This window comes from Micrococcus sp. TA1, from assembly GCF_014199555.1.
GTDB lineage: Bacteria > Actinomycetota > Actinomycetes > Actinomycetales > Micrococcaceae > Citricoccus.
In genome coordinates this window covers 145691-163060 of the sequence record NZ_JACHNW010000001.1, presented here as the reverse complement: position 1 = coordinate 163060, position 17370 = coordinate 145691, and the positions used below count along the sequence as shown (strand labels likewise).

Here is a 17370-nt window from a genome sequence, read left to right as displayed (position 1 = left end):
CGACCGGCGTGGCGGCAACGCCGCCCGCCCCCGGGTCGCACGCCCCGTTCCGGGACGACCGTCGAGTCAGGAGATCGCATGAGCACACCCGAGGTGACCATTCCCCAGCAGCTGCTTCCCCGGGACGGACGATTCGGCGCCGGTCCGTCCAAGGTCCGCCCGGACCAGGTCCAGGCCCTGGTCGACGCCGGACCGAGGCTGCTGGGCACGTCCCACCGCCAGGCACCGGTGAAGAACCTCGTGGGCAGCGTGCGCCAGGGCCTGACGCAGCTGTTCTCTGCCCCCGAGGGCTACGAGGTGATCCTCGGCGTCGGTGGGTCCACCGCGTTCTGGGACGCCGCCTCGTTCGGCCTCGTCCGGTCCCGCGCCCAGCACCTGTCCTTCGGCGAGTTCGGGTCGAAGTTCGCCAAGGCGACGGACAAGGCGCCGTTCCTGGAGGCCTCCTCCATCCTCACCGCGGAGCCCGGGACGCGGCCGGAGCCGCGGGCCGAGGCCGGCGTTGACGTCTACGCGTGGCCGCAGAACGAGACCTCCACCGGCGTGGCCGCCCCCGTGCAGCGCGTGGCCGGGGCGGATGAGGACGCCCTGGTGCTGATCGATGCCACCTCGGCAGCCGGTGGACTGCCGGTGGACGTGTCCCAGGCCGATGCCTACTACTTCGCCCCGCAGAAGAACTTCGCCTCCGACGGCGGGCTGTGGCTGGCCCTGTTCTCCCCCGCGGCCCTGGAGCGTGTCGAACAGGTCAAGGCCTCGGGCCGCTGGATCCCGGACTTCCTGGACCTGAAGACCGCGGTGGACAACTCGCTGAAGAACCAGACCTACAACACCCCGGCCCTGGCCACGCTCGTGATGCTGGACAGCCAGCTGCGCTGGATGAATGACAACGGCGGCCTGGACTTCGCCACGGCTCGCACGTCCGACTCGTCCAACCGGGTCTACACCTGGGCCTCGGACTCGTCCTTCGCCACGCCGTTCGTGACCCGCCCCGAGGACCGCTCCGCCGTGATCACCACCGTGGACTTCTCGGACGACGTCGATGCCGCCGCCGTCGCCACGATCCTGCGCGCCAACGGCGTGGTGGACGTGGAGCCCTACCGCAAGCTCGGCCGCAACCAGCTGCGCATCGCGACGTTCGCGGCCATCGAGCCGGACGACGTGACGGCCCTGCTCGCCTGCATCGACCACGTCGTCGAGCGACTGGGCTGAGGCCGGCGGCCGGCACGGCAGGACCACCGGCCGGTACGAGAACGGCGGGGCACCCGGGTGGGCGCCCCGCCGTTCTCGTACCGGTGACGCGGTCAGGAGGTCGGTTCGGCTCCGGCGTCGGCGTCGGCCACGTCCGAGCCGCTGTCGACGTCGGCCGCGTCGACGGCGTCCTCGTCGTCCTGGTCCTGGTCCTGGTCCTGGTCCTGGCCCCGGCCATCATCGTCGCCCTCGGGGCCGTCGCCCCCGTCCTCGTCGCCGCGAAAACGCGCCAGGGCCTTCTCCGGGTCCTCGCCGGCGGCGATGGCGTCCAGGCGGATCTTCTCCTCCTGGCTGACCCGCTCGGACCACGGCACCCAGTCCGGGGCCAGGATGGCGCGCTCGCCGGGCAGGAGGCCGACCTCGCACACGGTGACGACCTTGCTGCGCGGTGCGCGGGCCAGGGTCGCGAACCACTCCCACCCGCCATAACCGGGCAGCGTCGCGGCGAACCGATGCGTGACGAGCCGGTCGTCGTCGGCCACGGCGCTGACGTGCGCGCCGACCTGGCCGTCCTCGGCCAGGCCGGTCTCCGCGATCAGCGCGGCCCGGGCCTCGTCCACGGCACCGGCCAGCAGCTCGTCGAGCTTCGGCGCCCGGCGCCGGGGCGCACGGGTCGGCTTCGGGGGGATCCGCACGGTGCCTGCGGCCGTCTGCACGGTCTGCGCCTCACCGGGCGGCGTGTCCGCGGTCCGGGCCTCGTCGTCTGTGGCCTGTGCGGCCACCGCAGTCTCAGGCCTCAAGATCGTCCGCAACCTTGCGCAGCGCCATGGCGATCTTCTCGGCCTGGGACCGCTGGGGGTACTTGCCCTTGCGCAGGCCGTTGGAGGCGATGTCGAGCCACTTGATGAGGTCCTCGACCAGCACGGCCATGTCCTCGGGCTTGCGGCGGTGGGCTCGCACCACGGACGGGGCGTCGTCGAGGATCCTGGCGCTGAGGGCCTGCGGGCCGCGGCGCCCCTCGGCCACGCCGAACTCCATGCGCGTGCCGGCGCGGACCTCGGTCACCCCGGCGGGCAGGGCGGAGGCGGGCAGGTGCACTTCCCTGCCGTCCTCGGTGTGCAGGAATCCGAACCCCTTGGCGGAGTCGTAGAACTTTACCTTGCCGGTGGGCATAACTCGTGTCCTTCTCTGTCTTCGGTGCACCCTTCCGGCCGTGGCGGCGTGCCGTCGCCGACCGGTCGGGCCGGGCCGACTGCGGGGGTCGCATGGCCGGGCGTTCACGGTGCGGCGACTCCTGGTGGCCCTGCGGCGGTGCCGGCGTGACGGGCGGGTGCGGCCTCGGGAGTCGTCGTGGACGTCCGGTTCCGGGCGAACCCGCCTCCGTCGCGTGCCGGACGGAAGGGAAAGTCTGTAGCCCCTCAAGGATACCCTCTCGCCCCTCACCCGGGACCTTCCCCCGCGGCGCCGCTCACCGCAGGCGTAGACTGGTCGCCATGTCCGTACGTCCCGTGACCTCCCCCGAGGCCTCCGTCGCCACCGGTTCCGCCGCAGGCTCGACCCCCGAGTCCCTGCCCTGGCTGCGCGCGTTGCTCATCGTGGGCGGGACGCTGACCGCCGTGTCCTTCGCCGCCACGGTGCTGCTCCTGGCGTCCTACTTCCTCCAGATCACGGCCTGGCCCGTGTTCTACTGGTTCGGACTCTTCGGGCTCCCGCTCGGCTTCGCGCTGATGCTCGCGTTCGTGGTGATCAAGGCGGTGCTCAGGCGCCGCGCCTGACCCGGTCGCCGAAGCCATGACGGCCGTCTCGCTGACGAGCCACCTCGCCCGGTGGCCGGACCACCGACTGCACCGCCTGTTCCGGCTCCGGCCAGACCTCTGCCATCCGCCCGTTCCCGATCTCGCCGCCCTCGCGGCGAGGGCCAGCACCCAGATGTCCGTGCTGCGTGCCCTCGACGGCCTGGACCGGGCCCACCTCGACGTCCTCGAGGCCATGGCGGCCCTCGCCGGGGCACCCCGGATCCCCGGCGCCGTCCAGGGTGCCCCGGGCCGCCGGGTCCCCGACGCCGGGGCGGTCGTCACCCGCGCCCGCCTCGCCGTGTTCCTGGGGACCGCCGGTCCTGACGATCCCGGTTCCGACGCCGTGGACTCGGTCCTGCATGACCTGGCGGACGCCGCCCTGGTGCTGCCCGCCGGTGACGGCTGGCAGTTGCCCTTGGCCGTCACCACCGCGCTCGGCTCCCATCCGCTGGGCCTGGGGCGCAGCCTGGCGGTGCTCGTACCCGAGGACGGCCCCGCCGGCCCCGGCGGACGGCCCACCCGCCCGGGTCCCGCCCCGGCCGGCGAACCGCCGACGGACCGCGCCGGGGTCCTCGCGGCCCTCGGCCACCGCACCGGGGACCCCGAGCTGCTGGCCCGGGCCACCGCCGCCCTGGACGTGCTGCAGTCCGCTCCGGTGGCGCGGTTGCCCGCACCACCGGGACCGGTCCACGACCTGCTCCTGGACACCGGCCTGCTGGTCCGGACCGGCCGGTTGCCGGACGGCACCGACCTGGCCGAGCACCCCCTCGAGGCCGGGTTGGCCTGGCGCGACGGAACCGCCGGACGCCGGCTGGGGGTCACCGCGCCGCCGCCGCAGGACCGCACCGTGCCCACCGCGCTGTCCTCGAACGCCGCCCTGGCCGCCATCACCGACCTGTTGCGCGGTTGCGCCGACCTCCTGGACGGACTGCTCGAGGGACTGCCGACCCTGCGCTCGGGCGGTGTCGGCGTCCGGGAGGTGAAACGGCTGGCCGACTCCACCGGTTCGGCGCCCGAGGACACCTCCTGGCTGCTGGAACTGCTCGCCGCGGCCGGTCTCCTGGTCCTGGATCCGGACACCTCCCGCTGGGTCGTCGCCGCCGAGGCGGCGGACTGGCAACGCAGCGAGCGCCAGGTGCAGTGGGAGGCACTCGTCCTGGGCTGGCTGGGCAGCGGACGCGCGCCCCTGCTCGGCCCGGCGCCCACGGCCGGTGGCGTTCCGTCCGGCTCCTCGTCCGGAGCAGCGCCCTCGGCGGCGGGTGGCGGGCGGGCGCTGGCCTCCGACCGGAACCGGCCCGATGCGCCCGGGCTGCGGGCCGCCGTGCTGGAGACCGCCCTCGAGCTCGCGGGGGAACGGCCGGGTGTGCTGCTGGATGAGGCGGTGGCCCGGCGCCTCCGGTGGCGCAGCCCCCGCCAGTCCGCCCGGACCGCTCCGTTCACCGCACCGCTGCTGGCCGAGGCCGCCCGGCTCGGCCTGACCGGCGCCGGTGCCCTCACCGTGGCCGGTGCCCTCGTCGCCGCCGGTCGCCTCGGCGAGGCCGCCGACGCCGTCGGGACGGCACTTCCCGCTCCCCTGACCCGGGTGCGCCTGCAGGGTGACCTGACCGCCGTGGCCCCCGGGTACCTCGATCCCGAGGTGGCGCGGACGCTGGCGACGATGGCCGACGCCGAGGGTGACGGTGCCGCCCGGGTCTACCGGTTCTCCGACGACTCCCTGTACCGCGCGCTGGACACGGGGCTGGATGCGACCGCGATCGAGCAGTTCCTCGACGCGCACTCCGAGGACGAGTTGCCGCAGTCGCTGCGCTATCTGGTCCGGGACGTCGCGCGCCGCCATGGGGCGGTGACCGTCGGATCCGCCGGGTCCTGGCTGCGGGTGGAGGACGAGGCCCTGCTGGATGCGATCGTCGCCGATCCGGTCCTGGCCGACGCCGGACTGGAGCGGGTGGCACCCACGGTCGCGGTGTCCCCGGTCGGCGAGCGCGAACTGCACAGGATGCTCGCCGGCGCCGGACACCGGTCCTCCCGTCGGCGGGGCACACCGGACCGCAGCGGGACCCCGGCCTCCGCCGGGGCCGGCGCGGCCGGCGCCGGGCCGTCCAGGCTGCGGCGGGCGACCCCGGAGAGCGGGACGGTGGAGTCCGTGTTCCCGGCCCCCGTCCGGGCGGTGCGGTGGACGCCCAGCGAGGAGGAGCTGGCCGCCCAGGTCGCCCGGCTGCGGGCCGCGCCGCGTCCCTCGCCCAGCGGACCGGGCACCGAGGAGGCCGTCGTGCTGTTGCGCCACGCCGCCCGGCAGCGGAGCACGGTCGACCTGGTCACCGTGGACCAGCGGGGCCATCGGCAGTCGCTGCGGGTGGTGCCGCTGGCCGTGGCCGGTGGCCGCGTCCGCTGCCTCGTCCCCTCCCGCGAGGCCGAGACGGTGGTGCCGCTCCACCGCGTCGTCTCCGCCGAGCCCGCCGGGGCAGCCGAGCCCGTGACCGCCGCCGCATCCCCCACGACCGACCAGGAGGACCCATGCCCGACGGACCGTTGATCGTACAGTCGGACAAGACCGTGCTGCTCGAGGTGGACCACCCGGACGCCACCGAGGCCCGGCACGCGCTGGCCTCGTTCGCCGAGCTCGAACGCGCACCGGAGCACGTGCACACCTACCGGATCACGAACCTGGGCCTGTGGAACGCCCGCGCGGCCGGGGTGGACGCCGAACGCGTGCTCGACGTCCTGCTGACCCACTCGCGCTACCCGGTGCCCCATGCGCTGCTGGTGGACATCGACGACACCATGAGCCGCTACGGCCGGCTGCGGCTGGAGAACGACCCCGTCCACGGCCTCGTCCTGCGCACCGACGACCATCCGGTGCTCGAGGAGGTCCTGCACGCCCGGAAGACCGCGGACATGTTCGGTCCCCGCATCGACGGCCGGACCGTGGTGGTCCACGTGGCCAGCCGCGGACAGCTCAAGCAGGCCCTGCTCAGGCTCGGCTGGCCCGCCGAGGACGCCGCGGGTTACGTGGACGGCACGCCCTACCCGATCGGGCTCACCGAGGTGCCGGAGACCGGTGAGCTTGCGGACGGGGAGTATCCGGACGGTGACGCGGTCGACACCGTCCCGAGGGAGCCCTGGCGACTGCGCCCGTACCAGCGCATGGCGGTGGAGAACTTCTGGGCGGGCGGGTCCGGGGTCGTGGTGCTGCCGTGCGGGGCGGGCAAGACCCTCGTGGGCGCAGGCGCCATGGCGACCGCGGGCGCCACCACGCTGATCCTGGTGACGAACACGGTCTCGGCGCGGCAGTGGAAGGCCGAGCTGCTGCGACGGACCACGCTGACCGAGACCGAGATCGGTGAGTACTCGGGGGCGGTCAAAGAGGTCCGCCCGGTCACGATCGCCACCTACCAGGTGCTGACCGCCAAACGGGGCGGGATCTATCCGCACCTGGAGCTGGTCAACGACCACGACTGGGGGCTGATCATCTACGACGAGGTGCACCTGCTGCCCGCGCCCATCTTCCGGCTGACGGCGGACCTGCAGGCCAGGCGTCGGCTGGGGCTGACCGCCACCCTGGTGCGTGAGGACGGCCGGGAGTCCGAGGTGTTCTCGCTGATCGGGCCGAAGCGCTACGACGCCCCGTGGAAGGACATCGAGGCCCAGGGCTACATCGCCCCGGCCGAGTGCATCGAGGTGCGGGTGGAGCTGCCCAGGGATGAACGGGTGGCCTACGCGATGGCCGAGGACGCCGACAGGTATCGGCTGTGCTCAACCTCCGAGGTGAAGCTGCCCGTGGTGCGCTCCATCCTCGGACGGCACCCCGGTGAGCAGGTGCTGGTCATCGGCCAGTACCTCGACCAGCTCGAGGAACTCGGGGAGCTCCTGGAGGCTCCCGTGCTGACCGGGTCGACACCGGTGGCGGAGCGCCAACGTCTCTTCGGCGCCTTCCGGGACGGGGAGATAGGGGTCCTGGTGGTGTCGAAGGTGGCCAACTTCTCGATCGACCTGCCCGAGGCCTCGGTGGCCGTGCAGGTCTCCGGGGCCTACGGTTCCCGCCAGGAGGAGGCCCAGCGTCTCGGCCGGCTGTTGCGCCCGAAGGAGGACGGGAAGTCCGCCCACTTCTACACCGTGGTCTCCCGCGACACGCTGGACCAGGACTACGCCCAGAAGCGGCAGCGGTTCCTGGCCGAGCAGGGGTACGCGTACACGATCCTCGACGCCGCGGACCTGGCCCAGCCCTAGGGAAGGTGCCCGCTGCCGTCGACGTGGCGGTGGATACGCAGCCCGGGACCGTCCGGCACCCCGGAAACCTCGCTCAGCCAACGTTCAGGAAATGCTCAGCGAACGGGTGGACGATGGAATCCATGAAGTCCAAAGAGCCCGAAGCCAAGCTCCTGGTCGTCGATGACGAGCCCAATATCCGAGAGCTGCTGTCCACCTCCCTGCGGTTCGCCGGGTTCGAGGTGGTGGCGGCCGCGAATGGCCGCGAGGCCCTGGCCGCGGCGGAGAAGGACCAGCCGGACCTGGCCGTCCTGGACGTGATGCTGCCGGACATGGACGGCTTCACGGTCACCCGCAAGCTCCGCGCCGCCGGCCGTCACTTCCCGGTCGTGTTCCTCACCGCCCGCGATGACACCGAGGACAAGGTCACCGGGCTGACCGTCGGCGGTGACGACTACGTCACCAAGCCGTTCTCCCTCGACGAGGTGGTCGCCCGCATCCGGGCCGTGCTGCGCCGCACCGCCCCGGCCGACGGCGACGACGCCGTCCTGAGGGTCGACGACCTCGAGCTCGACGACGACGCCCATGAGGTGCGCCGGGCCGGCGAGGTGGTGGAACTGTCCCCCACCGAGTTCAAGCTGCTGCGCTACCTGATGATGAACCCCAACCGCGTGCTGTCCAAGGCGCAGATCCTGGACCACGTCTGGGAGTACGACTTCAACGGGGACGCCTCGATCGTGGAGTCGTACATCTCCTACCTCCGCCGGAAGATCGACCGCCCCGACCTGCCGGACATGATCCAGACCAAGCGCGGCGTCGGCTACCTGCTGCGCTCCGCTGAGAAGCGCTGACCGTCCGTATCCTTGATGGCATGCCCCCACCCGTGAACCACAACGGGCGCTTCCGGCCGTTCCACGAGATCGTCCGGACCTGGAAGACCTCCTCGTTGCGCACCCAGCTGGTGGTCATGACCAGCGGCCTGATGCTGCTGGCCGTGGCCGTGACCGCCGCGCTGACCGCGTCCCTGTTCCGGCAGGAACTGGTGCGGCAGATCGACGAGGACCTGTTCGCCAACCGCAGCAACGTCTCGGTCTACCTGACCAGCCTCGGCATGGGCACGGACTATTTCTCCTCGCCCCAGTCCATCCTGCGCTTCTACGGCGAACTGCAGGACAACGAGGGGCGGACCACCACGAAGTCCTCCTTCACCGGAGTCGACGAGGACCGGCCGGTCATTCCCGGGATGACGGCACAGGAGGTCCTGTCGAGGGGCACCCAGGCATTCGAGGTCCCCGGAACCCACGCGGACTCCCGCGGGTGGCGGGTGCAGGTCTACCGCCTGGAGTCCGGTGAGGGATCCCTGGCCATCGCGCTGCCCCTGGAACCGGTGTACAGCTCCGTGGACCGGGTGATGTCCCTCGTGGCCACCATCGGCCTGCTGGCCACTGCGGGCGCCTCGGCGATCGCCTACGCCGTGACCACCCGCGCCTTCCGTCCGCTGCTGCGGGTGGAGCGCACGGCGGCCCAGATCGCGGCCGGCGACCTCTCCCAGCGTGTGGAGATGGGCGCCCCGGACACCGAGGTCGGCCGGCTGTCCCGGTCCCTGAACGCCATGCTGGCGCATATCGAGACCGCGTTCCGGTCCAAGGAGCAGTCCGAGGAACGCATGCGCCGGTTCATCCAGGACGCCTCGCACGAGTTGCGCACTCCGCTGGTCACCATCCGGGGCTTCTCCGAGCTCTACCGGCACGGCGGGATCTCCGAGAAGGAGGACGTGGACGCCGCCATGGGCCGGATCGAGGGTGAGGCCAAGCGCATGAGCCAGCTCGTGGAGGACCTGCTGACGCTGGCCCGCCTGGACGAACAGCGTCCGCTGGACCATGAGCCGGTCGACCTGATGATGCTGGCCCACGACGCCGTCCTGGACGCCCGCGTCAACGCGCCGGACCGGGAGGTCAGGCTCGAGGGGCTCGACGGCGGCCGCGCCGGTTCCGCGCCCACCTCCGGGGACGAGGGCCGGTTGCGGCAGGTGGTGGCCAACCTCGTGACCAACGCCCTGCGGTACACCCCGGAGGGCACTCCGCTGGAGATCGCCGTCGGCACGGTGGACGTGCTGCCGGGGTCGGTCGACTCCGACGGCCAGCAGGTGCACGGTTCGCGCGACTCCGTGATCGAGATCCGGGACCACGGGCCCGGCATCGACGAGGACGACGCGGCCCGGGTCTTCGAGCGCTTCTACCGGGCGGACTCCTCACGCCAGCGGGAGACCGGCGGCACGGGCCTGGGGCTGGCCATCGTCGCGGCGATCGTCGCCCAGCACGACGGCACCGTGCGGCTGACCCAGACGCCCGGGGGCGGCGCCACCCTCTCCGTGCGACTGCCCTGGATCCCCGCCGCACAGGACCAGGACGAGCAGTCCGACGAGGACGGGACGGACCAGGCTGAGGACGGGGCCCCCGCCGCAGACGCGGACCTGCCGGTGGACGGGGACGAACCCTCCCGCGAGCAGTCCGGCGCCGGCGGACCGGCGAACGGCAGTCAGCCGACCGGCAGGCAGGTGACCACGGGGAAACCGGCGCGGAACGGACGCGGCGTGATGCGTGGCCGGCGCAAGCCGCCCCTCCCGCCGCGTCCTGCACAGGCGCCCGGCGGGCCGGCGTCCTCCACAACGGAGTAGGACGCCCTGCCGGGTGCCCGACGGGGTTCCTAGCGTGGACGGGGAGCCGGACCACTCCGGCCCGGTCGGTCCGACCGCCTCGCGGCGGCCGGACCGGCATCCAGATCCCTCACCACAGGAGTGAACATGGCACTCGTCCAGATCGACACCGAAGACCTGATGGCCAAGAGCCAGGCCGTGGAGGGCTCCATCGGCCGGCTGCAGTCCGAGGTCAACGCGATGGAGGCCAACCTCCGCCAGCTGCAGGACACCTGGCGCGGCCAGGCCTCGAACAACTTCCAGACCATCCTGACCGAGTGGCGGGCCACCCAGGCCCGCGTCGAGGAGTCGCTGGTGTCCATCCGCGGGGCCATGACCCATGCGGCCCAGCAGTACCTGGACGCCGAGACCGCGAACGCCTCGATGTTCCGCGGTTGACCTCCCGGCCCTGACGTCTGCCGGGTGGGTGGAGGTGCGCAGGCAATCCATCTCCAGCCACCCGGCGGAAACCTAGGATGGGGACCATGGCCGTGCTGATCGATCCGGCACGGTGGCCCGCCCACGGCACCGTGTTCTCCCACCTGGTCTCGGACCACTCCCTGGCGGAACTGCACGCCTTCGCCGAGGAGGCCGGGATCCCCCGCCGCGCCTTCGACGGCGATCACTATGACGTCCCCGTCGAGCGATACCCGGCCCTGGTGGCGTTGGGCGCGGAGGAGGTCAGCGGCGCCGAGCTCGTCCGTCGCCTGGTCGCCTCCGGGTTGCGCATCCCGGCCAGCCACCGGCCGGGCAAGCTGGACAAGATCCTCACCCAGCGGTTCAACCGGTTGCTGCCCGGTCACTCCCCCCTCGAGCGCGAACCCGTGGTGGCAGACCTGCTGGCCCGGTGGTCCGAACCCCACCGCCACTACCACGACCGTTCCCACCTGCTGGCCGTGCTGAAGAGCGTCGACCTGTTGCTGCGCCAGGGAGAGGACTGCGGTCGCTGGGACCGGGCCGTCAAGCTGGCCGCCTGGTTCCATGACGCCGTCTACCGCGGCGACCCCGGCCGGCCGCCCGGGCAGGACGAGGAGGACTCCGCGGTGCTGGCGGAGACCGTCCTGTCGGATCTCGGACTGCCGGACCCGGAGATCGCGGAGACGGCCCGGCTGGTCCGGCTGACCACCACTCACGACCCGGACCCCCTGGACCGCTCCGGCGCCGTGCTCAGTGACGCGGACCTGGAGGTGCTGGGACGTGGTCGCGGTGACTACGCGCGGTACCTGGCCGCCGTCCGGAAGGACTTCTCGCACGTGCCGGACGATGCCTTCGCCGCAGGCCGGGCCGCCGTCGTGCAGTCCCTGCTGGACGCCGACCCGCTGTACCGGACCGCGACGGGTCACCGGATGTGGGACGGGGCGGCCCGCCGCAACCTCTCCGCGGAGCTGCACCCGACCTCCCGGTGGTGGTCCCGCCGCTGACGGTCCGGAACCGGGCCGGGACACGAGAAGGCCCGGCCCCCGGGAGACAAACCGGGAACCGGGCCTTCGCCGTCACTGGCGTTCGAGGCGGGATCAGTCCCGCCCGGACGGCCGGTGATGCCTGCTAGGAGCAGGTCATCACATCATGCCGCCCATACCGCCCATGCCGCCCATGTCGTCGCCACCCGGCATGGCAGCGGCCGGCTCAGGCTTGTCGGCCACGACGGCCTCGGTGGTCAGGAACAGGCCGGCGATCGAGGCGGCGTTCTGCAGGGCAGAGCGGGTCACCTTGACCGGGTCGTTGATGCCGGCGGCCAGCAGGTCCTCGTACTCACCGGTGGCGGCGTTCAGGCCGTGGCCGGCGGCCAGGCCCTTGACCTTGGCTGCCACCACGCCCGGCTCCAGGCCGGCGTTGTAGGCGATCTGCTTCATCGGGGCCTCAATGGCGACCTTGACGATGTTGGCACCGGTGGCCTCGTCACCCTCGAGGGACAGCGAGTCGAAGGCCTTGGTGCCGGCCTGGATCAGGGCGACGCCACCGCCGGCGACGATGCCCTCCTCCACGGCGGCCTTGGCGTTGCGCACGGCGTCCTCGATGCGGTGCTTGCGCTCCTTGAGCTCCACCTCGGTGGCGGCACCGGCCTTGATGACGGCCACGCCGCCGGCCAGCTTGGCCAGGCGCTCCTGCAGCTTCTCGCGGTCGTAGTCGGAGTCGGTGTTCTCGATCTCGGCACGGATCTGGCTGACCCGTCCGGCGATCTCCTCGGCGTCACCGGCACCCTCGACGATGGTGGTCTCGTCCTTGGTGACGACGACCTTGCGGGCGGTGCCCAGCAGGTCCAGGGTGGCGTTCTCCAGCTTGAGGCCGACCTCCTCGGAGATGACCTGGCCACCGGTGAGGATGGCGATGTCGGCCAGCATGGCCTTGCGGCGGTCGCCGAAGCCCGGGGCCTTGACGGCCACGGACTTGAAGGTGCCGCGGATCTTGTTGACCACCAGGGTGGCCAGGGCCTCGCCCTCGACGTCCTCGGCGATGATCAGCAGCGGCTTGCCGGACTGCATGACCTTCTCCAGCAGGGACACCATGTCCTTCACGTTGGAGATCTTGGAGTTGACGATGAGGATGTACGGATCCTCCAGCACGGTCTCCTGGCGCTCCGCGTCGGTGACGAAGTAGCCGGAGATGTAGCCCTTGTCGAAGCGCATGCCCTCGGTGAGCTCGAGCTCCAGGCCGAAGGTCTGGGACTCCTCGACGGTGACGACGCCCTCCTTGCCGACCTTGTCCAGGGCCTCGGCGATCAGGGCGCCGATCTGCGGGTCGGCGGCGGAGATCGACGCGGTGGCGGCGATCTGCTCCTTGGTCTCGATCTCCTTGGCGGAGGCGATGAGCTCGGCGGTGACGGCCTCCACGGCCTTCTCGATGCCGCGCTTCAGGGACAGCGGGTCGGCGCCGGCGGCCACGTTGCGCAGGCCTTCCTTGACCAGGGCCTGGGCCAGCACGGTGGCGGTGGTGGTGCCGTCGCCGGCGACGTCGTCGGTCTTCTTGGCGACCTCCTTGACGAGCTCGGCGCCGATCTTCTCGTACGGATCCTCGAGCTCGATCTCCTTGGCGATGGAGACACCGTCGTTGGTGATGGTGGGCGCGCCCCACTTCTTCTCCAGCACCACGTTGCGGCCGCGCGGGCCGAGGGTCACCTTGACGGCGTCGGCAAGGGTGTTCAGGCCCTTCTCCAGGCCGCGGCGCGCCTCTTCGTCGAATGCAATGGTCTTGGCCATGTGTGCACTGTCCTTTCTGGACCTTGGCGTTGCTTGGCAGTGTTCAACCGACCTGTGCAGTGCCCGCGACGGACGGCCCTGGGCCGGGCCTCACCACGTTCAGGTCAAACTCGTGGCGCGGACCACCCGCATGCCTGCGGGCCTTGGCAGTCCGAACCACTGAGTGCTAGTCCATATTTAGCACTCGGCACACCCGAGTGCAAACATCGGGCCGGGCCCCGGACGGTTGTTCAGCGGGCAGGGGAATCCGCGTCCGGAACGCGGGGTGCGCATCGGGACGTCAGCCGGCGTAGGACGCGGTGACCACCACGGCGATGCCGGGGATCCGCCCGTCATAGACCGCCGGCAGCCCGAGCCGGGCCGCGACCGCCTGGGCGGTGACCGGGTTCGACGAGTAGAAGACCGCGGAGGAGGACACCGGGTATCCCGACCAGTTCCCGGCGGTGGCCACCGTGAAGCCGGAACCGGAGAGGGTGCCGCCGACCCGGCCGGCCAGCCCGTTGACCCGGGAGGCGTTGTAGACCTCCACCGGGAAGGAGTAGTCCACCGTCTGAGGCTCCTGGGTCTGCGTGGGAGTCGGCGTGGGTTCCGGCGTCTTCGTGGGCTGCGGGGTCGTGGTCTTCCGCGGCGTCGTACTGGGTTCCGGAGACCGGGCCGGTGGCGCGGACGACGACGCCGCCCTGGCCGTGCCGGAGGCCGACGGGTCGGCGGTCCCCGCCCCGGAACCGGGCCGGGTCATTCCCGGGGAGGTTGCCTGCCCCGGTGCCGCCGACCCGGACACCGACGCCTCCGCAGCACCGGGCCGGGCGGTCTCCTGGACCCGCAGCGTGGGCAGGATGAAGTACGAGAACGCCCCGATCACCAGGGCCAGGGCGGCGGCGAGCGAGATCCAGGTCAGCCCGGACGGGCCGGTGCCGCCGGACGGCTCCGCCACGGCCCGATGGCCGCCCTTGCGGTTGCGGTATTCGGGCACGTCATCGAACTGATCGCGCGGGTACTCAGTCATGGACCATCATCACCAGATCTTCGGCACCGGGCGGCGCCGTGGTGGCTGCCGCGGACGTGGCCACGGCCCCATGACCGTGGCGCTCAGGCCTCCTGCCGCCTGGCGCTGCGGGCCCGGTGGCGAGTCGTCCGTAGTCTACGCAATCTCTTGACCAGCATCGGCTTGTGGGCCAGGGCCTCCTGGCGGTCGAGCAGGCCGTTGAGCACCTGGTAGTACGTGGTGGCCGAGATGGAGAACCGGTCGCGGATCGCCTGGTCCTTCGCCCCGCCGTACTTCCACCACTGGTCCTCGAAGTCCAGGATGTCCCGGTCCCGCTCGGACAGTGCCGACGACGACGCCCCGGGCTCCTGCCCGCCCGCGCCCTCCTGCCCGTCGTCCTGCCCCCGGTCAGCGCGCGGGTCGTCCTCGCGCTCCGAGGGGACGGGGTCAGCTGCAGTCATGGGAAGGTCCTTCCGGGAAGTGGTCCCCCGCCGCGCATCTGTTCGGGCACCCACGGCGCTGGACGGAGTACTCCACAGTCTACTCCGCCGAACTACAGCGGTGTCATTCGATAGTCTGCACCGATGAGACTGCTCGAACCACTGGATCCCGGATGGGAGCGCGCCCTGGCGCCCCAGCAGGAGGCCCTGGACGCCGTCGGGCGCGAGGTCAAGGCCCGGCGGGCCGACGGGGAGCAGGTCCTCCCGGCGCCGGAGAACATCCTGCGGGCCTTCCGGCAGCCCTTCGACGAGGTCCGGGTGCTGATCCTGGGCCAGGACCCCTATCCCACGCCGGGGCACCCGATCGGGATGAGCTTCGCCGTGGACCGGCACGTGTCACCGCTGCCGCGCTCACTCGTGAACATCTACCAGGAGCTGTCCGAGGACCTCGGCATCCCCCCGGCCCCCCACGGTGACCTGACCGCCTGGACCGGGCAGGGCGTGCTGCTGCTGAACCGGGTCCTGACCGTGGCCGCCGGCCAGCCCGCCAGCCACCGGGGGCTGGGGTGGGAGCGGGTGACCGAGGCCGCCGTGGAGGCACTGTCCGGACGAGGCACCCCGCTGGTGGCCATCCTGTGGGGTGCCGATGCACGGAAGATGGCCCCGGTGCTGCAGCGCCACGCGCCCGCGGACGCGCCCCTGGGGATCATCGAGTCTGCCCACCCGTCCCCGCTCTCGGCCCGGCGCGGGTTCTTCGGCTCGCGGCCGTTCAGCCGCACGAACGAGCTGCTGGAGCAGTGGGGCGCCGAGCCGGTCGACTGGCGCGTCGACCACTCCTGACCACTCCGGCCACACCGTGCGGACCGGTCAGCGGCGGCCGATCCGGCGCCGTTCGTTGGCCTGCAGGGCGGTGGTGAACGGACGGGCCAGGGTGTCGCCCAGGACCACGCCGGCGGCGATGGCCATGATGGTGGCGGAGGCGTTGAACAGCCCGACGAGCCCGTCCACGAGGGCGCCGCTGTCCATGGCGATGCCGTACATGGACCGGAAGATGGTCAGTCCGGGCAGCAGGAACAGGATGGCCGGCACGGCCACCACGAGCTGGGGCGCGCCCATCCTCAGGGCCACGTACCGGCCCACGGCGCCGATGACCACGGCGGCGATGGCGGGGGTCAGCCGGGGTCCCACGCCCAGGGCCTCCGCGCCGGCGTAGGCCACGAAACCCGTCAGGGACACCAGGGCGGTGGGCAGCAGCAGCTTCCACTCGGACTGCTCGAAGATCGAGTCCCAGACGGCCGCCAGGAAGACGAGCAGGCCCATGAACCAGACCGGGTACGTCGAGGAGCTGGCGTTGTCCACGTCCAGTTCCGCGAAGCCCATCAGGCTGGCGAACACCACGGCGGACATAATCCCCGCGATCAGCGCCGCGAAGATGAGGGCTGCGGAGACGAACCTGCCGGCGGCGGTCACGGGGAAGCCGTTGATCGCGTCCTGCACCGCGGAGACGAAGCGGCCCGACGGCAACAGGAGCATGATCCCGCCGGCCACCACCAGGGACGGCCCCAGCGGCACGTCGAGCTCGAAGAGCACCAGGGCGATCACGGTGGCGATGAAGCCACCGGCCATCGTGGCGAAGAACTCCGGGATCCGGGCCCGGCCCATCACGTCCATCACGGTGATCAGCAGCGAGGTGGACAGCAGGGCCACCCCCGCCCCGACCAGCCCGCCGCCGACGAACAGCACGAAGGTGGCCGCGAACAGCCCGGCGGACAGGGTGTTGAGCCACTTCGGGAACGGCTTGGGCTTGTGCCGGATGTCGGCCAGCCGCTGCTGGGCCTCGTCCCGGTCCACCTCTCCGGCGGCGATCGCGGACACCAGCCGGTGCATCAGCGCCAGCCCCGCGTAGTTCTGCGACCAGGACCGCACCACGCGCTGCAGCGTGTACGGCGTCTTGCCGGCGGGTGCGTAGTTCAGCGAGATCGACTGGTTGGTGATGTCCACCTCGGTCTCGTGCACGCCGAAGGCCTGGGTCACCACGATGATCGAGGTCTCCACCTCGAGCGCACCGGCGCCGAAGCGGAAGAGGGTCTCCGCCAGTTTCAGCGCGAAGTCCAGGGTGGCCCGCTCGTCGGCGTCCGCCAGCCGGGTGGTGCGCAGGTAGGGGTTGGCGTACGGGCTGCCGGCGATCCGGTCCACCATGGACAGGGCCTGCGTCGGCAACGGTTCCGAGTACATGATCCGCCGGATCGCCGAGCTGCCGGAGAACCGCAACCGCGGCTTCTTCGGCCCCCGCAGGGCCACCGGGACGGTCGGCGGCTCGCCGGTGACCGGCTCGGAGGGCGCCAGCACGGACTGCGGCACCGGCACGGAGCTGGGCGGCTCCGTGATCGGGGTGTCGGTGACGGGCCCCACGCCGGCGCCGTCGGCGACGACGGGGGCAGCGACCGTGGGCTGCGGGCCGGTCGCCGGAGCGGGCGCCTGGGCGGCGGTGGGGGTCTGACTGGTCGGCACGTGGCCGGCGGCCTCGGCCGCCGGGCCCAGGGGGAAGTCCGTGATCGAGCTCGTGGCGGGGGCGCCCTCCTCGACGGCGGGATGGCCGGAGGCGGGGTGTTCCCCGCAGGGCGCTCCCGCGGGAGTCTGTGCCGCGGGACGGATGATGGGGATCTGAGACAGTTCCACGGGCGGTTCCTGGATGCGCCGGCGTCCCGATCGCGTCCTGGCCTGATCGTCCACGGCTGCCTCTCCTCCTGTCCCGTCCGTACCGGTCGCGGTGCCTCCCGCACCGCCGCCCGTCGTACTCTCCGCTGTCCTGTCCCTGCCCGGTTCGGGCCCCGGTCCGGGGTGGACGGGCGGCCCACGGCACACT

Annotated in this window: 15 protein-coding genes; 9 read left to right on the top strand and 6 right to left on the bottom strand. The window is 72.2% G+C overall.

The window, feature by feature from the left end:
• Positions 1 to 78: 78 nt before the first annotated feature.
• Positions 79 to 1206, top strand: coding sequence for a phosphoserine transaminase (serC, locus tag GGQ69_RS00640; protein WP_183523417.1), 1128 nt, complete (start codon positions 79 to 81; stop codon positions 1204 to 1206).
• Positions 1207 to 1298: 92 nt separating this feature from the next.
• Here the strand turns inward: serC and GGQ69_RS00635 are convergent, their stop codons facing one another.
• On the bottom strand, positions 1299 to 1985 hold the full coding sequence (locus tag GGQ69_RS00635) for a DUF3027 domain-containing protein (protein ID WP_221243326.1): 687 nt from the start codon (positions 1983 to 1985) through the stop codon (positions 1299 to 1301).
• On the bottom strand, positions 1975 to 2358 hold the full coding sequence (locus tag GGQ69_RS00630) for a cold-shock protein (RefSeq protein WP_010145000.1): 384 nt from the start codon (positions 2356 to 2358) through the stop codon (positions 1975 to 1977). Before GGQ69_RS00630 ends, GGQ69_RS00635 begins: the two co-directional genes overlap by 11 nt.
• Before the next feature lie 320 nt (positions 2359 to 2678).
• Between GGQ69_RS00630 and GGQ69_RS16680 the strand changes: the two genes are divergently transcribed.
• The 7 genes from GGQ69_RS16680 to GGQ69_RS00595 all read left to right on the top strand — a co-directional run bounded on the left by GGQ69_RS16680 (position 2679) and on the right by GGQ69_RS00595 (position 11303).
• Positions 2679 to 2960 carry a hypothetical protein gene (locus tag GGQ69_RS16680; RefSeq protein WP_183523415.1) on the top strand — a complete coding sequence of 94 codons (282 nt, stop codon included), beginning with the start codon at positions 2679 to 2681 and terminating at the stop codon, positions 2958 to 2960.
• Positions 2961 to 2976: 16 nt separating this feature from the next.
• Entirely contained in the window at positions 2977 to 5514 is a 2538-nt protein-coding gene (locus GGQ69_RS00620; protein ID WP_183523413.1) for a helicase-associated domain-containing protein, read from the top strand.
• Complete coding sequence (locus tag GGQ69_RS00615) at positions 5496 to 7208, top strand: DNA repair helicase XPB (RefSeq protein WP_183523412.1); 1713 nt, start codon at positions 5496 to 5498, stop codon at positions 7206 to 7208. Before GGQ69_RS00620 ends, GGQ69_RS00615 begins: the two co-directional genes overlap by 19 nt.
• Positions 7209 to 7330: 122 nt before the next feature.
• Positions 7331 to 8038: a response regulator transcription factor gene (locus tag GGQ69_RS00610; RefSeq protein ID WP_010145005.1), complete on the top strand. Its 708-nt coding sequence runs from the start codon at positions 7331 to 7333 to the stop codon at positions 8036 to 8038.
• 20 nt (positions 8039 to 8058) lie between these two features.
• Positions 8059 to 9864, top strand: coding sequence for a cell wall metabolism sensor histidine kinase WalK (locus GGQ69_RS00605; protein WP_221243325.1), 1806 nt, complete (start codon positions 8059 to 8061; stop codon positions 9862 to 9864).
• A gap of 126 nt (positions 9865 to 9990) precedes the next feature.
• A complete protein-coding gene (locus tag GGQ69_RS00600; RefSeq protein ID WP_183523410.1) occupies positions 9991 to 10281 on the top strand; it encodes a WXG100 family type VII secretion target in 291 nt (96 codons plus the stop codon).
• Positions 10282 to 10367: 86 nt separating this feature from the next.
• On the top strand, positions 10368 to 11303 hold the full coding sequence (locus GGQ69_RS00595; RefSeq protein ID WP_183523408.1) for a DUF4031 domain-containing protein: 936 nt from the start codon (positions 10368 to 10370) through the stop codon (positions 11301 to 11303).
• Between the two features lie 138 nt (positions 11304 to 11441).
• Here the strand turns inward: GGQ69_RS00595 and groL are convergent, their stop codons facing one another.
• The 3 genes from groL to GGQ69_RS00580 form a co-directional block, all read right to left on the bottom strand.
• Positions 11442 to 13079, bottom strand: coding sequence for a chaperonin GroEL (groL, locus tag GGQ69_RS00590; protein WP_183523406.1), 1638 nt, complete (start codon positions 13077 to 13079; stop codon positions 11442 to 11444).
• A 280-nt stretch (positions 13080 to 13359) separates the two neighbouring features.
• Positions 13360 to 14085, bottom strand: a complete 726-nt coding sequence (locus GGQ69_RS00585) for a LytR C-terminal domain-containing protein (RefSeq protein WP_183523404.1) — start codon at positions 14083 to 14085, stop codon at positions 13360 to 13362.
• Positions 14086 to 14168: 83 nt separating this feature from the next.
• Positions 14169 to 14525 carry a DUF3263 domain-containing protein gene (locus GGQ69_RS00580; RefSeq protein WP_183523402.1) on the bottom strand — a complete coding sequence of 119 codons (357 nt, stop codon included), beginning with the start codon at positions 14523 to 14525 and terminating at the stop codon, positions 14169 to 14171.
• A gap of 123 nt (positions 14526 to 14648) precedes the next feature.
• Here GGQ69_RS00580 and GGQ69_RS00575 point away from each other — a divergent pair, with 123 nt between their 5' ends.
• Positions 14649 to 15344, top strand: a complete 696-nt coding sequence (locus tag GGQ69_RS00575) for a uracil-DNA glycosylase (RefSeq protein ID WP_183523400.1) — start codon at positions 14649 to 14651, stop codon at positions 15342 to 15344.
• Positions 15345 to 15371: 27 nt separating this feature from the next.
• Here the strand turns inward: GGQ69_RS00575 and GGQ69_RS00570 are convergent, their stop codons facing one another.
• Positions 15372 to 17183, bottom strand: coding sequence for a threonine/serine exporter ThrE family protein (locus GGQ69_RS00570; protein WP_183523398.1), 1812 nt, complete (start codon positions 17181 to 17183; stop codon positions 15372 to 15374).
• Positions 17184 to 17370 lie beyond the last annotated feature (187 nt).

Excerpts from the sequence above, each read along its gene's own strand:
- GGQ69_RS00610 (WP_010145005.1), top strand. The coding sequence starts at position 7,331 with ATGAAGTCCAAAGAGCCCGAAGCCAAGCTCCTGGTCGTCGATGACGAG.
- GGQ69_RS16680 (WP_183523415.1), top strand. The coding sequence starts at position 2,679 with ATGTCCGTACGTCCCGTGACCTCCCCCGAGGCCTCCGTCGCCACCGGT.
- GGQ69_RS00605 (WP_221243325.1), top strand. The coding sequence starts at position 8,059 with ATGCCCCCACCCGTGAACCACAACGGGCGCTTCCGGCCGTTCCACGAG.
- GGQ69_RS00580 (WP_183523402.1), bottom strand. The coding sequence starts at position 14,525 with ATGACTGCAGCTGACCCCGTCCCCTCGGAGCGCGAGGACGACCCGCGC.
- GGQ69_RS00630 (WP_010145000.1), bottom strand. The coding sequence starts at position 2,358 with ATGCCCACCGGCAAGGTAAAGTTCTACGACTCCGCCAAGGGGTTCGGA.
- GGQ69_RS00595 (WP_183523408.1), top strand. The coding sequence starts at position 10,368 with ATGGCCGTGCTGATCGATCCGGCACGGTGGCCCGCCCACGGCACCGTG.
- GGQ69_RS00575 (WP_183523400.1), top strand. The coding sequence starts at position 14,649 with ATGAGACTGCTCGAACCACTGGATCCCGGATGGGAGCGCGCCCTGGCG.
- groL (WP_183523406.1), bottom strand. The coding sequence starts at position 13,079 with ATGGCCAAGACCATTGCATTCGACGAAGAGGCGCGCCGCGGCCTGGAG.
- GGQ69_RS00585 (WP_183523404.1), bottom strand. The coding sequence starts at position 14,085 with ATGACTGAGTACCCGCGCGATCAGTTCGATGACGTGCCCGAATACCGC.
- GGQ69_RS00600 (WP_183523410.1), top strand. The coding sequence starts at position 9,991 with ATGGCACTCGTCCAGATCGACACCGAAGACCTGATGGCCAAGAGCCAG.
- GGQ69_RS00615 (WP_183523412.1), top strand. The coding sequence starts at position 5,496 with ATGCCCGACGGACCGTTGATCGTACAGTCGGACAAGACCGTGCTGCTC.
- serC (WP_183523417.1), top strand. The coding sequence starts at position 79 with ATGAGCACACCCGAGGTGACCATTCCCCAGCAGCTGCTTCCCCGGGAC.
- GGQ69_RS00620 (WP_183523413.1), top strand. The coding sequence starts at position 2,977 with ATGACGGCCGTCTCGCTGACGAGCCACCTCGCCCGGTGGCCGGACCAC.